This is a genomic window from Clostridium sp. OF09-36, assembly GCF_003481985.1.
Taxonomy (GTDB): domain Bacteria; phylum Bacillota; class Clostridia; order Lachnospirales; family Lachnospiraceae; genus Brotaphodocola.
In genome coordinates this window covers 108563-123184 of record NZ_QUMD01000008.1, presented here as the reverse complement: position 1 = coordinate 123184, position 14622 = coordinate 108563, and the positions used below count along the sequence as shown (strand labels likewise).

Sequence of the window (14622 nt, the reverse complement as noted above, 5' to 3'; positions counted from 1 at the left end):
TCCTTTACGTGTTATCCTACAGTGATTTTTTCCAGCGGATATTTGCCAAACCGGATCCGGTGTCCGGACAATGCGGCGTAGATTAAAGTCAGTCCTCCGACTCTTCCCAGATACATCAGAATGATCAGGATGATCCGGGAGATACTTCCGAGTCCGGGAGTAATGCCGAAGCTGAGACCGACCGTGCCTACCGCTGAGGCTGTTTCAAACATACATGCCATCATGGGAAGATCCTCTATGCGGCTGATGAGAAATGCGCCGGTCAGACAGAGACTGAGATACATCATCAGGATGGAGGCAGCATTTGCTACAGTTTCCGGGGCAATCCGGCGCTTAAACAGCTCCGGGTTTTCGTTCCGCCGAAAGACCGATACGGCAGTGGCGGTAAGAACTGCGAGGGTAGTGGTTTTCATGCCTCCTGCAGTAGAACCGGGACTTCCGCCGATGAGCATCAGAATGATGGTCAGCATCTGGCCGGATTCAGTGAGTTTACTGAAGTCTGCTGTGTTAAAACCGGCAGTTCGTGGAGTTACCGACTGAAACAAGGATAAAAGGATCCTGGTTCCAAAGCCTCCCTGTCGGAATTCTCCGAAATAGAAATAGAGGGCAGGAAACAGGATCAGGATGGCTGTGGTGGTTAAAATGACCTTGCTCTGCATGCGGTACCGGCTGAAATGAAGCTGATTGCTTCGAATATCTTCCCAGGTCAGAAAGCCGATGCCGCCGATGATGATAAGTGCCATGATGACCAGGTTGACCAGTGGGCTTGCGGCATAAAGAGTGAGGGAAGAAAAGGGAATGCGGATTCCCATCAGATCGATCCCTGCGTTGCAGAAGGCGGAAATGGAATGGAACATGGCCATCCAGAGTCCGCGGATGAGGCCAAAATCTCTGCAAAATACAGGGGCCAGCAGAGCGGCACCGGACAGCTCGATCAGGAGCGTAGCCCGGATGATAAAGCCGGTCAGGCGCACAATGCCGCTCATCTTTGGTGCGGCCACGGCTTCCTGCATGGTACTGCGCTGCATCAGACCGATCTTGCGTCCAGAAATGATGGTGACTGCCGCAGCGACAGTTACGACTCCCATGCCGCCAATCTGGATCAGCACCAGGATCACAGCCTGACCGAAAACGGACCAGTAGGTACCGGTATCCACCACGATCAGGCCTGTCACGCAGACAGAGGTGGTGGAGGTGAATAATGCACTTAAAAACGGAGTAACGCAGTGGGTGGCGGAGGAAACCGGCAGCATTAAAAGAAGTGCGCCGGCCAGAATGACTCCGGCAAATCCCAGGACAATGATCTGAAAAGAATTTAATGGTTTTATGGAAAATGGTTTCATGGATACAGCTCCAATCTTCTGTCGGGCAGTGATACCGTTGTTTTTGTTAGTTCCATTATAGAAAAAAAGAGTTAAAGAGGGCACAAAGGTATTTTGCCCGGTATTAAGATGGTACAAAGATTCTGGCTCCTGCTTTTTGTATTGTATGGAAAACAGTGAAAATATATAGTAAACTATAGTAAAAACATGCTGTTATTGGACAATATTTGGGGTACACATTTCAGGAGAGATTCATGAAAAAAAATAAGCGATATGACAGTCAATATTTTGTGGCAGCAGGAATCTCCCTGCTGCTTCTGACAGCAGTATTTCAGCTTTCTGCCCGGACACTTCCGGGCTTTGGCACCTGGTATGCCCACCATATTTACCCGTGGATCGTGGAGGGTGTGGGGCGATTGACGGGGCTGCTGCCATTTTCTGTAGCGGAGATGGGGCTGTATGGTCTGCTGTGCCTGCTGTTTCTGGATGTGGTGCGTCTGTCTGCGGCGCTAATCCGACCGGAAACTGCAAAAATTCTGACAGTCATTGGCAGGCGGTGGCTTTTGATCGTCGGTACGCTGCTGTTTTTATACACCGTTAACTGCGGCATCAATTACTATGCCTCCTCTTTTTCTTCTTATGCCGGTCTGGAGGATGGCACTTACGCTGTGGAAGAGCTGGAGGCCCTGTGCAGTGATCTGGTGGAGCTGGTCAATGAATCTGCAAAATCCGGTCGGCAGTTTTATCGGGAGAACCGCAGTGCCTGGCGGGCAGAAGCGGTAACAGCCATGCAGGCGGCAGGAGAACAATTCTCCTGTCTGGGAGGATTTTATCCAAAACCAAAGGAGGTTTTGGTATCCCAGATCCTTTCCGTGCAGCAGCTGTGTGGCGTTTACTCTCCGTTTACGGTGGAAGCGAACTATAACGGGGACATGCCAGATTACAACGTGCCTCATACCCTTTGCCATGAGTTATCCCATTTGAAGGGCTTTATGCGGGAGGATGAGGCGAATTTTATCGGGTATCTGGCCTGTATTTCATCAGAAAATGAAGCGTTCCGCTATAGCGGTTACCTGACCGGCTGGGTTTATGCGGGAAATGCCCTGGCCCGGGCAGACAGGAAGCGCTACATAGAACTGACGAAACAGCTCTGCGGGGAAGCAAGGCAGGACCTGGATGAAAATTCGGATTTCTGGAACCGGTATGAAAGCAGGGTATCGGAAGCGGCAACCCGGATGAATGACACTTATCTGAAAATGAACTCCCAGGCCGACGGCGTGAAAAGCTACGGAAGGATGGTGGACCTGATGTTATCCTACCGAAGAATACAGCAGCGATTTCTTAACGAAAACTTGATAAATTTAGATTAAACCAGTGGAAAACGTGAGAAAAATCGGCTATAATAAATTTCAGAATTAATGATCGGAAAATTTGAAAAGTCGCAATTTTTGTCGAATTTCCGACTCTATATTTTGGGAGGGCTATCAATGGATCAGGTATTATATGATTTAATGGACTGGGCTGGAATTGAGGAAATCGTGTATTCCGAGGCGGCAAATCCGGAACGCCTTCTGGGAGCGCATGAGGTGGAAGAGGGACTGCTGATCCAGGTGTTCATGCCGCACGCAGTAGCTGTGGCAGCGAAGGTTGGAAATAAGAGCTATCCTATGGAACTGCAGGACGAGGCCGGATATTATGCGGTGCTCCTGCATGGGAAGAAGATGAGCAAATATCTCCTGGAGATTACTTACGATAACGGGACAACGGAGGAATTGCAGGATCCATACGCATTCCCGTCTCAGTTTACAGACGCAGAACTGAAAAAGTTTGACGCAGGAATCTATTATGATGTATATCGCAAAATGGGTGCGCATCCGATGACCATTGACGGCGTAAACGGTGTTTATTTTGCCGTATGGGCACCGTGTGCCATGCGTGTCAGTGTGGTCGGTGATTTTAATATGTGGGACGGCCGCCGCCATCAGATGAAACGTCTTGGGGATTCGGGGGTCTTTGAACTGTTTATGCCGGGCTGAAGGCCGGAACACTTTACAAATATGAGATCAAGAACCATCGCGGGGAACCGATGCTGAAATCAGATCCGTACGGAAACTACTCAGAGCTGCGTCCGGACAATGCCTCCATCGTCTGGGACCTGGAGCAGTTCACCTGGAGTGATGAGGTCTGGATGAAGAACCGGGAGCTGGGGGCGGCCAAGGACAAGCCGCTTTCCATCTATGAACTGCATCTGGGCTCCTGGATGCGCCATGAATTAAAACTGGACGAAGACGGGGAGCCGGTAACCGGTTCGGAGTTTTACAACTACCGGGAGATCGCGCCGAAGCTGGCAGAGTATGTGAAAAAGCTGGGCTATACCCATGTGGAACTGATGCCGGTGATGGAGCATCCGTTAGACGAATCCTGGGGCTATCAGGTAACCGGCTACTATGCGCCGACAAGCAGGTATGGCACGCCGGATGATTTTATGTATTTCATGAATTACATGCATGAACAGGGTATCGGCGTGATCCTGGACTGGGTACCGGCTCATTTTCCGCGTGACGCCCACGGTCTGGCATGCTTCGATGGAAGCTGTGTTTACGAGCATCAGGACCCGAGGCAGGGTGCGCATCCGCACTGGGGTACCCTGATCTATAATTACGGACGGCCGCAGGTTACAAACTTCCTGATCGCAAATGCATTGTTCTGGGCAAAGCAGTACCACGCAGACGGTATCCGTATGGATGCAGTGGCGTCCATGCTGTATCTGGATTACGGCAAGAACGATGGCGAGTGGGTGGCCAATATCTACGGCGGCCATGAGAATCTGGAGGCCGTGGATTTTCTGAAGCATTTAAACAGTATCTTCAAAAAGGAGATCAGGGGCGGTCTTCTGATCGCGGAGGAATCTACCGCATGGCCGCAGATCACCGGTTCCGTGAAAGAGAATGGTCTGGGCTTTGACTATAAGTGGAACATGGGCTGGATGAATGATTTTACCGGTTACATGCAGTGCGATCCTTATTTCCGCAACCAGCATTACGGCGAGCTGACTTTCAGCATGCTCTATGCCTACAGTGAGGACTTTGTGCTGGTATTCTCCCACGATGAGGTGGTGCATGGTAAGTCTTCCATGCTCTTAAAGATGCCGGGTGAGACGTATGAGGAAAAGGCAGCGAACCTGCGAACCGCATACGGTTTTATGTACGGACACCCGGGCAAGAAGCTGTTGTTCATGGGACAGGAATTTGCGCAGATCTCCGAATGGAATGAGAATGAGGAACTTCCGTGGAACATTCTGGAATATCCGCTGCACAAGAACATGCAGGACTACGTGAAAGCGTTGAACGAATTCTACCGCAGCCATCCGGCTATGTACCAGAAAGACTTTGAACCGGAGGGCTTTGAATGGATTAACTGTACCTCTGCGGCAGACAATATCGTCGTATTTACCAGAAAGACGGATAAGCCGGAGGACACTTTACTCTTTGTCTGCAACTTTGCACCGGTTGTCCATGAAAAATATCAGATCGGACTTCCGTTTGCCGGAAGATACAAAGAAATCTTCAACAGCGATGCGAAGAAGTTTGGCGGAAGCGGTGTGGGCAATTCCCGCGTCAAGGCAGCAAAGAAGGAAGCGTTCGATGGACGGGATTACTCCATGCTGGTCGATGTACCGCCTATGGCAATGATCGTATTCTCCTGCGAACCGGCAGCACCGAAGAAGCCGGCAGCACCGAAGAAAGCGGCAGCGAAAAAAACTGTAGAGCCGAAAAAAGCTGGAACGAAGACTGCGGAGAAGAAAGCAGCGACTGCTAAGACCGCTGGCACGAAGAAGTCTGCAGCAGCAAAGAAAGCAGCAGAAAAATAGCAGCACCGAGGAAAGCAGAGGAAGATACATGAAGAAAATCGTAGTGGTCGGAAGCATTAACATGGATTATGTGACCCATGTGCAAAAGCAGCCGGGAGTCGGAGAAACGGTTTCTGGCCAGGGGCTGGATTTAAAACCGGGCGGAAAGGGTGCCAACCAGGCTTATGCAGCCGCATATCTGGGCGGGGATGTCACCATGCTCGGCGCAATTGGCGATGATGCAGCAGGGCGTATGAGCTGGAAAGTTTAAAACATGCCGGTGTTAACACGGAGTACATCCGGACTGTAAAAGGAGTCAGCACCGGAACGGCGCTGATCGCGGTAAATGCAGAAGGTGACAACAGCATTATTGTGATTCCGGGAGCCAATGAATTGGTGGATCGTGCCTACGTGGATTCCGTGAAGCATGTGATCGAGGCAAGTGACATTGTGATCCTGCAGCTTGAGATTCCGTTTGAGACGGTTTGTTATGTGGCAGAAATGGCAAAGAAAGCGGGAAAGACCGTCATTCTGGATCCAGCTCCGGCGAGAGAACTTCCGAAAGAGCTGATCTGCGGACTTACCATTGTAAAACCGAACCAGACCGAGATCATGAAGGTACTTGGCCGTAAGGGAGAAACCTGCCAGCCGGAGCGCGAGCTTCATACGCTTAAGGAGATGGGCGTTGCGCATCCGATCATTACACTTGGCTCTGACGGATGCTGCACGCTGGATGAGAGTGGAAACCTGGAACGTGTTCCTGCCGTGAAGGCAAAAGCGGTGGATACAACCGGTGCGGGGGATTGCTTTACCGGTGCTATGGCGTGCAGCCTCGCAGAGGGCAATTCCCTGGAAAAAGCGCTGGAATTTGCAGCAAAAGCGAGTGCGATTGCGGTAACGCGTGCCGGAGCGCAGCCATCTTTCCCGGCAAGAAAAGAAATTTTGTAAGCGCATCACAAAAAAATATTGGGCAATTTCCATGATGATTTTGGCAAGTAATTGTAAAAGCTGTCATAAATTACAATAAAACATGGCTATCGTGTTGACAAACATGGTAGCCATGTTTTATTATAAGCATACAAGATAAAAAGGAGCGGATTTATAAATGAAAAATATTATAATCGATGCGGACACCGGAGTGGATGATTCCCTGGCAATCCTTTATGCACTGCGTTCTCCAAACTTCCATGTGGAGGGAATTACCACCTGTTTTGGCAATAACAATGCAGAGCAGTCAGCGGACAACAGTCTCCGCCTGATCAAACTTTCCAATTGTGGTTATGAAGTCCCGGTTGCAGTTGGGGCAAATGAATCCTTAGAGGGCGTGTTTGAATCCGCTCCGGCATTCATTCATGGTGACAACGGCATTGGCAATGTGATTTTGCCAGAGAGCAGCCAGAAACCGTTAGACGAAAAAGCGGAGGACTTTATCATCCGCAAGGCGAATGAGTTAAACGGAGAGCTGATCATCATCACGACTGGCCGGATGACCAACCTGGCTAAGGCATATCTGAAAGATCCGGAACTGCCGAAAAAAGTGAAAAAAGTAGTGTCCATGGGCGGCTGCATCGATGTTCCAGGCAACATCAATAACTATGCAGAGGCCAACATCCACGGAGATGCCAAGGCAGCGGATGTTGTGTTTGGAGCAGGGTTTCATCTGACACTGGTAGGCCTGGACGTAACTATGAAAACGTTCATTACAGACCGGGATGTCAGAAACCTCTGCGAATACGCTTCTGAGGAGTGCAAGCCAATTGCAGAATATATCCGCGAAGTATTAAAGTTCTACTTTGAGTTCCACCGGGTATCTATGGGTATGGCAAATGCCTGCGTAGTGCATGACCCGCTGGCTATGCTGATCGCGGAAGATCCGAGCCTTGGCATTTATAAGATGATCCGGGCAAGTGTGGAATATGAACATGAGCCATTCAAGGGCATGATCAAGAAAGATATGGGATTTATCCCAAATCTGGACCGGGAAGAAATTGCAGCCTGCATCAGTGTTAATTCAGAAGTGGCAGTCAGAAGACTGTTTGCTGTTTTTCAGGATATGACACCGGGAAGATATAACTGGAAATAAAGACGGACGGTTCTCGTTTCGGTCAGAAGTGAAACCGGAAATATCAAAGAAAAAAGAACCATAAAGAAAATCATCACAAAAAAGGAGAAGTCGTTATGGGAAAGAAAATGATGCATATTGGACTGGAACCAGGGGAAGTCGGCCGTTATGTATTCCTTCCGGGAAGTCCGGAGCGCACCGAAAAGATTGCAGCATACTTCGATCATCCGAAGGAAATCGCCTACAACCGGGAGTTCCGTACATTTGTCGGGGAACTGGACGGGGTGAAGGTAGCGGTTACCAGTACCGGAATCGGCGGACCGTCCGCAGCAATTGCAGTAGAGGAGCTCTACCAGTGCGGTGCGGACACCATGCTCCGCGTCGGAACCTGCGCATCCACGTCGAAAAAGGTATCACTTGGTGATGTTGTGATCCCAAACGGAGCGGTAAAGATGGAAGGCGTCAGCGCCCATTATCTTCCGGTAGAATTTCCGGCAGTGCCGGACTTCCAGGTTGTAAAAGCCATCGAGCAGGCGGCACAGAAACTGGAATTGCCATACAACATCGGAGTGACCATTACCAAGGCATCATTTTACACCCAGACTACACCGGAAACCAAACCGGTGGGACCGGAACTGATCTATAAATGGGAGGCTTATGAAAAAGGCGGTGCAACCTCCACCAGCATGGAGTGTTCAGTCCTCTTTTCCGTAGGCGCATCTCTTGGCATCCGTACCGGCTGTGTTATGGCGAGTGCAACCAGCTATAAGGATTATTCGGCAAACGGCAGAAAGACCGATATCGATATCGAAGACAGAGCAATCCGCACAGCGCTTGAGCTATGAGAACGCTGATCGCAGAGGATAAGGAGAATGCCTGATTTATGAATGACTGTGCAAGTCTGCCAAAGCTGAAAGAACTGAATATTCCATATTACGTTCAGATTTACGATATCATATATGAAAGGATCAGCAGCGGGGCTTTAAAGGAAGGCGATACGATTCCGGGTGAAAATGCGCTGGCAGCATACTGGAATGTAAGCCGCAGTACGATCCGCCTGGCAGTGCGCAAGCTGGAGGAGGATGGTCTGATCTACAAGATGCAGGGAAAAAAGACGACGGTGACGGGGCAGATGGAACGCAGCCGTACCGGCATTTCTCAGATCGTAAATCCGTGTCTGACCGGATGCCAGCAGCCGGTTACAAGAACCGAATCCATAATTTCCTTTCAGAATGGAGGAAAACTGGTAAGTGATCTTCTGGGTCTGGAGCGGGGATCTTTCATTGCACTTGCCGTGGATACGAAATATTTTGTGAAGGAAGTGCATGTTGCATCTTCGGTAACGGTAATCCCGGTGCTGGAGGTAGAAAAAACAGGCATTTCCGTAGATGACCAGAAAGAAATTGAAGATTTTGTATTGAATCAGATTTACCGGAAAGCAGAGCGCTCGGAACTTTCCATGAGCGCCATGGAGTGGACGGAAGAAGAAACCGACAAGCCGAAGACATCGATCCTGATCGTGATGGACGATGTACTGTCGGAGGGCGATCATGCGGTTTCCTACCACAAATACTGGATGGATGGGAACTGGTACCGTTTTTCCATGGAACGAAGAAGATAAGATTTGTGTGTGTGAATCGGGTAAAGAGTTACACAGACAGGAAGAATGAGAATAACGATCATAAAGAAATACAGCTGCCCAAGGCAGTTTGTACATAATTTATTCTAATGAGGAGGATCATCATGAAAAAGAAAGTAGTAAGCGTAGCACTGGCAGCAGCAATGACAGCAGGCGTCCTGGCAGGATGCGGCGGTTCTTCCAGCAAGGAGACCACAGCAGCACCGGCAGCAGAGAAGACGGAAGAGAAGGCAGATGCAGCTGAGAGCACGGAGCTAAGGCTGAGGAAAAGACCGAAGGCAGCGACAAACCGTTAAAGGTTGTATACCTGTGCAACGGAAGCCTTGGTGATAAGGGCTTTAACGATTCTGCTGAGAGCGGCATGCAGATGTTAAAAGACAAGCTGGGTGCTGAAGTCAAAACCGTAGAGATGGGCCGTGACGAGACAAGCTACGAAGGCAACTATCTGGATGTATCCGAGCAGGATTGGGATATGATCGTTTCCGGTACCTGGTCTGTAAAAGAGCTGGCACAGGATATTGCTGCACAGTTCCCAGATAAAAACTACCTGATCTTCGATGCTTCTGTTGACCGTGATGTTGTAAAAGACAACAACATGATGGGCTTAAATTACTACTCAAACCAGGCTGCTTACCTTTCCGGTGTACTCGCAGCAAAGATGTTAGAGTCCGGCGATGCAAAGATCGATGCCTCCCAGAAGGTTCTCGGCTTTGTTGGTTCCATGGATACCGCAAACATCAACGATTTCCTGGTAGGTTATCTGGAGGGTATCCAGTATGTTGATCCGGAGATCAAGGTTATGACTTCCTATGTTGGTTCCTTCGAGGATGTTTCCAAATGTATGGAGATGACCACCCAGCTTTACAACCAGGGTGCACAGATCGTATACGCACCGGCATCCCAGTCTATCCTTGGTGCAGCAACCGCAGCACAGAATGCAGACAAATATCTGATCGCATGTGACCAGGATCTGTACTCCGAGCTGGCTGAGTCTGATAAGGACCTTGCAGCAAATGTTCTTTCCTCCAGCTTAAAGAATGTTGGTGAGTCGATCTACACCGCAATCGAAGGATGGCAGAATGGCGAGATGAGCCTGGATCAGGATTACACCCTTGGTCTTGACAGCGGAGCAGTAGGTCTTGCAAAGAACGAAAACTACAAAGCAATCGTTCCGGAAGATATCCAGAAATTTATCGATGAGACCGAGCAGAAAGTCATCGATGGTGAAATTACCGTTGGTACTGCATTTGATATGAGCACAGATGAAGTTGCAGCACTGCGTGACAGCATGAAACCGTGATGTAAATGATATTTACAGCCGGAGGGCCGGCCCCTCCGGCTTTTTTCTATTAAAAAATAAAAACACAGGGAAACTGGTTGCAGGTGAGGTGTTGAGAATGGCGGAAGAAGCTTTAAGAATGTCCCATATTGTCAAAGTCTATTCCAATGGCGTTATGGCAAACAAAGATGTGACATTGTCAGTAAACCGTGGTGAGATCCATGCTCTTTCCGGTGAGAACGGAGCCGGAAAATCCACGCTTATGAAAATCCTGTTTGGCGAAGAGCAGCTACATCAGGAGAAATTTATATCAATGGGAACAAAGTACATATGACATCCCCGCAGATGGCGATCAAGCTGGGCGTGGGCATGGTCCATCAGCACTTCATGCTGGTACCGTCCCTGACTGTAACAGAAAATATCATCATGGGAATGGAACCGGTAAAAGGAATTCGGGTTGACCTGGCGTATGCCAGAAAACAGGTAGAGGAGATGGGCAAAAAGTTTAACCTCTATGTGGATCCGGATAAAAAAGTAGAAGATCTGACGGTAGGACAGAAACAGCGTGTTGAGATCCTGAAGGCGCTTTTCCGTGGTGCGAAGATCCTGATCCTGGACGAGCCGACAGCCGTGCTGACACCTCAGGAAACGCAGGAACTTTTTGATGAACTGCTTCATCTGAAACAGAATGATTACACGATCATTTTCATTTCGCATAAGCTCCAGGAGGTCAAGCAGATCTGTGACCGCATTACCATCATCCGCCGCGGTGTCACCATGGGCGTGCATGAGGTTGCTTCCGTGACCGAGCAGGACATTTCCAGACTGATGGTAGGACGTGATGTCATCCTGAACACGGAAAAAGCTCCGTGCCATCCGGGAGAAACCCTGGTAAAGATCAAAGATCTGGTGATCCTTGGTGAAAATGGCAAACGGGCGGTGGACAGAATTTCTTTTTCGTTAAGGAAGGGGAGATCCTTGGCATTGCCGGTGTGGAAGGAAACGGTCAGACAGAACTGGTAGAAGCACTGACCGGAATGGGCGGTTATGCATCCGGTACGATCGAAATTGCCGGGAAAAATATTAAGGGAAGTTCCGTTGCTGCGATCCGCGGCATGAAGGTAGCCCATATTCCGGAAGACCGCATGACGATGGGAATTGCCCCGAAGCTGTCGCTGACAGAAAATATGATCGCGGATAAGTTGAACTGGAAAACGTTTTTCCGGCACGGGATCATCAACCGGAAAGCAGTTCGAAACTACGGAGATGAAATGGTAGAGCAGTATCAGGTACTGTGCAAATCCCAGGATGTTTCGATTGACAGTCTGTCCGGCGGTAATATCCAGAAAGTGGTGCTGGCAAGAGAACTGTCCGGTGATCCGCAGGTGATCATCGCAGATCAGCCGACCCGTGGTGTCGATGTCGGTGCAACCGAGTTTATCCGTAAACGGCTGGTGGAATCCAGGGATGCTGGAAACGGCGTCATTCTGGTAACCTCCGATCTAAATGAGGTCCTGGGACTCTCAGACAGTCTGCTGGTATTTTATGAAGGTAAGATCGCCGCTTATATCAAGGACACTGCCAGCATAACCGAGGAAGAGCTTGGAACCTATATGCTTGGTATCCAGAAACAGACAGAGGAAGAAATCCGGGAGGCGTGCCATGAACAGTAATAAAAAAATCAATTTGCTGGTAGATGCGGTCAAGCTGGCGCTGATCATTTTCATTGCCTGTGCGCTGGTTTCCCTGATCGTTCTGATCGTCAGCGATGATCCGATGACGGCCATCACCAGTTTCTTTATCGGACCATTTACTTCACTGCGAAGGATCGGAAATATCATAGAGGCAGCAGCACCGCTGATGTTCACGGCGCTTGCGGTTATCATCATTTTTGGTTCCGGTCAGTTTTCCATGATCGCAGAAGGCTCCTTCTTTATCGGAACCTCCGGAGCCATGATCGTTGCGATTGCCTGTAAGCTTCCGGGCGGGCTTCATCCGGCTGTGGCAATTTTGTTTGCCGGTTTTTGCGGAGCGATTGTTTCCATGATCCCGGCACTGTTGAAAATGAAATGGAATGTCAGTGAGCTGGTAACCTCGATTATGTTAAACTATGTTGTGCAGTTTTTTGCCATTTACCTGGTCAGTTACCATTTCCGCGAAGTGAGCAGCTCCAGCCTGGCTTCCTTAAAATTTGAAGAAACTGCAGGACTTCCGGTGGTGATTGCCGGTACCAGAATCCATGCGGGAATTGTTCTTGGAATCATTCTGTGTGTACTGGTGTGGTTTTTCCTGTACCGCACCTCATTTGGTACAAAGCTGCGTATTACCGGTGAGAATCCGCTTTTTGCAAAGTATTCCGGATTAAAAGTTACCGGTCTTATGGTTGCGGCCCAGGTTATCGCAGGTGCCATTGCCGGAATGGGTGGCGGTGCAGAGATCCTTGGCATGTATAACCGGTTTAAATGGACGACTTCCCCTGGTTATGGCTGGACGGGTATCGTTGTTGCACTGCTTGCAAGAAGCAATCCGCTTCTGGTTCCGCTTGCAGCAGCGTTCATTGGTTATCTGAATGTAGGCGCAGATATCATGGCCCGCAGCAGTGATGTGGGACGTGAGGTCGTGGATATTATCCAGGGTGTGATGATGTTTCTGATCGCGGCAGATGCCCTGTTAAAGGGCTGGAGACAGAGCCTGATCGTGAAAGCAGCAAAAGAAGAGGAAAAGGAGGCGGCAAAGCAATGAAAGTTTTAAGTTATATTGTCAGCCCGGAATTTATTTATATGTGGATTCGTGTGGCGACTCCGATCATCTTTTCTTCGCTTGGCGGCGTGATCTGTTCCAGAGCCGGAGTGGTAAACCTGGGATTGGAAGGCATTATGCTGATTTCCGCACTCGCCGGAGTGCTGGGAAGTGCCTTTGGCGGCAGTCTTTTCTGGGGCATCGTGGCAGGCATGGCAGCTGCCCTGGCTGTGAGCGCGCTGTTTGCGTATTTCCACCTGATCTTAAAGGCGAATAACGTACTTTGCGGTACGGCGGTCAATACCATGGCTTCCGGCTTAACTGTATTTGTACTGCAGCTGGCTACCGGTGAAAAGGGAAATTCCTCTTCTTTAAAGAGCTTCTCTTTCCCGCAGATCAACATTCCTGTGATCAAAGATATTCCGGTGATCGGAAGCATTCTTTCCGGTCACAATGCGTTAACGTATTTCGCGCTGATCATGGTTGTCGTGATCTGGTTTTTCCTTTACAAAACCCCGATGGGACTGCGGATGCGTGCGGTGGGCGAGAACCCGAATGCAGCGTCCAGTGTCGGACAGAATGTGACAGCGATCCGTTTCCTGGCTATTTTACTCTGCGGAGTGCTGACCGGACTTGGCGGCATGTACCTCTCCATGGGTTACTTAAATATGTTTGTGCGTGATATGACTGCAGGACGCGGTTTCATTGCCCTGGCAGCATGTTCCATGGGACAGTCAACGCCGGCAGGCGCATTGCTCTCTTCCATGATCTTCGCATTCTTTGATGGCATGTCGAATATCCTTCAGGTACTGAAAATCCCGTCTGAGTTCATCCAGATGCTTCCGTACCTGGCAACGATTGCAGGTTTGACCATTTATTCTATTCAGAAAACGATGGCTGCTGAGAAAAAACTGAAAAATATAGAGGAGGCATGATCATGGCACTTGATAAGGAAAGTAAGACACTTGGGAAAAAACAGTATCATATTCATCTGAAACCAGGTGATATCGGAAAATATGTCCTGCTCCCGGGCGATCCGGCGCGTTCTGACCGCGTGGCAAAGTATCTTGACCATGCAGAACTGGTGGCAAACAACCGGGAACACCGGACGTTTACCGGATATTATAAGGGCGTAAAAATCTCTGTTACCTCGACCGGCATGGGCTGCCCTTCCACTGCGATCGCAGCGGAAGAGCTGATGAACATCGGAGCAGAATGCCTGATCCGGATCGGAAGCAGTGCAGCATTGCAGGAGGGAATTAAGATCGGCGATCTGATGATTTCCACCGGTTCCATGAAGAATGAGGGAACCAGCCGGTTTTATGTGCCGGACTGTTTCCCGGCGGTACCGGATTTTGATCTGACCCGTACCATCATTGACACGGCAAGGGAGATGCAGCCGGAATTAACGGGCAAGGTTTACTATGGAATTAACGCATCCGATGATGCATTTTATGGAGAGACCCAGGAATGGATCGAGAAACTTTCTTCTTATGGATGCCTGAATGTAGAGATGGAGAGCTCTGCGCTTTACACGGTATGCACCCGCCGGAAGAAACGCGCTGCCATGATCAGTGCGGTATCCGGCAATCTGATCACGGGGGAAGTGATCTATGAAACCGCAAACGAAGGACTGGCAAACGGCTGGGACGAGGAGATCAAGGTGGTTCTGGAGGCCATTTACCGCTTTGAAAAAGAGCAGGGAGGGGAAAAAGAAGCTTAATCCGGCTT

15 protein-coding genes and 1 pseudogene are annotated in these 14622 nt (G+C 49.6%); 15 read left to right on the top strand and 1 reads right to left on the bottom strand.

Annotated elements, in window-relative coordinates:
• Window positions 1-11: 11 nt before the first annotated feature.
• Window positions 12-1343 (bottom strand): potassium transporter TrkG, encoded by a 1332-nt coding sequence (locus DXA97_RS08705; protein ID WP_118719595.1) that lies wholly within the window; start codon window positions 1341-1343, stop codon window positions 12-14.
• 233 nt (window positions 1344-1576) lie between these two features.
• Here DXA97_RS08705 and DXA97_RS08700 point away from each other — a divergent pair, with 233 nt between their 5' ends.
• From DXA97_RS08700 to DXA97_RS08650, 15 genes and pseudogenes are all read left to right on the top strand, one after another.
• On the top strand, window positions 1577-2692 hold the full coding sequence (locus DXA97_RS08700; RefSeq protein ID WP_118719541.1) for a DUF3810 domain-containing protein: 1116 nt from the start codon (window positions 1577-1579) through the stop codon (window positions 2690-2692).
• 117 nt (window positions 2693-2809) lie between these two features.
• A pseudogene (glgB, locus tag DXA97_RS08695) lies at window positions 2810-5193 on the top strand (1,4-alpha-glucan branching protein GlgB).
• A 28-nt stretch (window positions 5194-5221) separates the two neighbouring features.
• Entirely contained in the window at window positions 5222-5443 is a 222-nt protein-coding gene (locus tag DXA97_RS21550) for a PfkB family carbohydrate kinase (protein WP_279221145.1), read from the top strand.
• Window positions 5431-6120 (top strand): PfkB family carbohydrate kinase, encoded by a 690-nt coding sequence (locus DXA97_RS08690; protein ID WP_347561533.1) that lies wholly within the window; start codon window positions 5431-5433, stop codon window positions 6118-6120. Before DXA97_RS21550 ends, DXA97_RS08690 begins: the two co-directional genes overlap by 13 nt.
• A 157-nt stretch (window positions 6121-6277) precedes the next feature.
• The gene (locus tag DXA97_RS08685; RefSeq protein WP_118719539.1) at window positions 6278-7255 is read left to right on the top strand and encodes a nucleoside hydrolase; all 978 of its coding nucleotides are present in this window, start codon (window positions 6278-6280) and stop codon (window positions 7253-7255) included.
• Between the two features lie 95 nt (window positions 7256-7350).
• The gene (locus tag DXA97_RS08680) at window positions 7351-8079 is read left to right on the top strand and encodes a nucleoside phosphorylase (protein ID WP_243107598.1); all 729 of its coding nucleotides are present in this window, start codon (window positions 7351-7353) and stop codon (window positions 8077-8079) included.
• 38 nt (window positions 8080-8117) lie between these two features.
• Window positions 8118-8855, top strand: coding sequence for a GntR family transcriptional regulator (locus tag DXA97_RS08675; protein ID WP_118719537.1), 738 nt, complete (start codon window positions 8118-8120; stop codon window positions 8853-8855).
• 122 nt (window positions 8856-8977) lie between these two features.
• A complete protein-coding gene (locus DXA97_RS21545; RefSeq protein ID WP_279221144.1) occupies window positions 8978-9169 on the top strand; it encodes a hypothetical protein in 192 nt (63 codons plus the stop codon).
• A gap of 11 nt (window positions 9170-9180) precedes the next feature.
• Window positions 9181-10173 (top strand): BMP family ABC transporter substrate-binding protein, encoded by a 993-nt coding sequence (locus DXA97_RS08670; RefSeq protein ID WP_279221147.1) that lies wholly within the window; start codon window positions 9181-9183, stop codon window positions 10171-10173.
• Window positions 10174-10270: 97 nt separating this feature from the next.
• Window positions 10271-10486, top strand: coding sequence for an ATP-binding cassette domain-containing protein (locus DXA97_RS22100; RefSeq protein WP_347561532.1), 216 nt, complete (start codon window positions 10271-10273; stop codon window positions 10484-10486).
• Window positions 10483-11175, top strand: coding sequence for an ATP-binding cassette domain-containing protein (locus tag DXA97_RS22095; RefSeq protein WP_347561531.1), 693 nt, complete (start codon window positions 10483-10485; stop codon window positions 11173-11175). Before DXA97_RS22100 ends, DXA97_RS22095 begins: the two co-directional genes overlap by 4 nt.
• On the top strand, window positions 11145-11825 hold the full coding sequence (locus DXA97_RS22090) for an ATP-binding cassette domain-containing protein (RefSeq protein ID WP_347561529.1): 681 nt from the start codon (window positions 11145-11147) through the stop codon (window positions 11823-11825). Before DXA97_RS22095 ends, DXA97_RS22090 begins: the two co-directional genes overlap by 31 nt.
• On the top strand, window positions 11815-12894 hold the full coding sequence (locus DXA97_RS08660) for an ABC transporter permease (RefSeq protein WP_118719535.1): 1080 nt from the start codon (window positions 11815-11817) through the stop codon (window positions 12892-12894). The genes DXA97_RS22090 and DXA97_RS08660 overlap by 11 nt, the downstream gene beginning before the upstream one ends.
• Window positions 12891-13826: an ABC transporter permease gene (locus DXA97_RS08655; protein ID WP_118719533.1), complete on the top strand. Its 936-nt coding sequence runs from the start codon at window positions 12891-12893 to the stop codon at window positions 13824-13826. Before DXA97_RS08660 ends, DXA97_RS08655 begins: the two co-directional genes overlap by 4 nt.
• Before the next feature lie 2 nt (window positions 13827-13828).
• Window positions 13829-14614 (top strand): nucleoside phosphorylase, encoded by a 786-nt coding sequence (locus DXA97_RS08650; RefSeq protein WP_118719531.1) that lies wholly within the window; start codon window positions 13829-13831, stop codon window positions 14612-14614.
• The last annotated feature ends 8 nt before the right edge of the window (window positions 14615-14622 follow it).

What these genes read in the sequence shown, in the direction of transcription:
- DXA97_RS08705 (WP_118719595.1), bottom strand. Translation starts at nt 1,343, where the DNA reads ATGAAACCATTTTCCATAAAACCATTAAATTCTTTTCAGATCATTGTC.
- DXA97_RS08700 (WP_118719541.1), top strand. Translation starts at nt 1,577, where the DNA reads ATGAAAAAAAATAAGCGATATGACAGTCAATATTTTGTGGCAGCAGGA.
- DXA97_RS21550 (WP_279221145.1), top strand. Translation starts at nt 5,222, where the DNA reads ATGAAGAAAATCGTAGTGGTCGGAAGCATTAACATGGATTATGTGACC.
- DXA97_RS08685 (WP_118719539.1), top strand. Translation starts at nt 6,278, where the DNA reads ATGAAAAATATTATAATCGATGCGGACACCGGAGTGGATGATTCCCTG.
- DXA97_RS08680 (WP_243107598.1), top strand. Translation starts at nt 7,351, where the DNA reads ATGGGAAAGAAAATGATGCATATTGGACTGGAACCAGGGGAAGTCGGC.
- DXA97_RS08675 (WP_118719537.1), top strand. Translation starts at nt 8,118, where the DNA reads ATGAATGACTGTGCAAGTCTGCCAAAGCTGAAAGAACTGAATATTCCA.
- DXA97_RS21545 (WP_279221144.1), top strand. Translation starts at nt 8,978, where the DNA reads ATGAAAAAGAAAGTAGTAAGCGTAGCACTGGCAGCAGCAATGACAGCA.
- DXA97_RS22100 (WP_347561532.1), top strand. Translation starts at nt 10,271, where the DNA reads ATGGCGGAAGAAGCTTTAAGAATGTCCCATATTGTCAAAGTCTATTCC.
- DXA97_RS22095 (WP_347561531.1), top strand. Translation starts at nt 10,483, where the DNA reads ATGACATCCCCGCAGATGGCGATCAAGCTGGGCGTGGGCATGGTCCAT.
- DXA97_RS08660 (WP_118719535.1), top strand. Translation starts at nt 11,815, where the DNA reads ATGAACAGTAATAAAAAAATCAATTTGCTGGTAGATGCGGTCAAGCTG.
- DXA97_RS08655 (WP_118719533.1), top strand. Translation starts at nt 12,891, where the DNA reads ATGAAAGTTTTAAGTTATATTGTCAGCCCGGAATTTATTTATATGTGG.
- DXA97_RS08650 (WP_118719531.1), top strand. Translation starts at nt 13,829, where the DNA reads ATGGCACTTGATAAGGAAAGTAAGACACTTGGGAAAAAACAGTATCAT.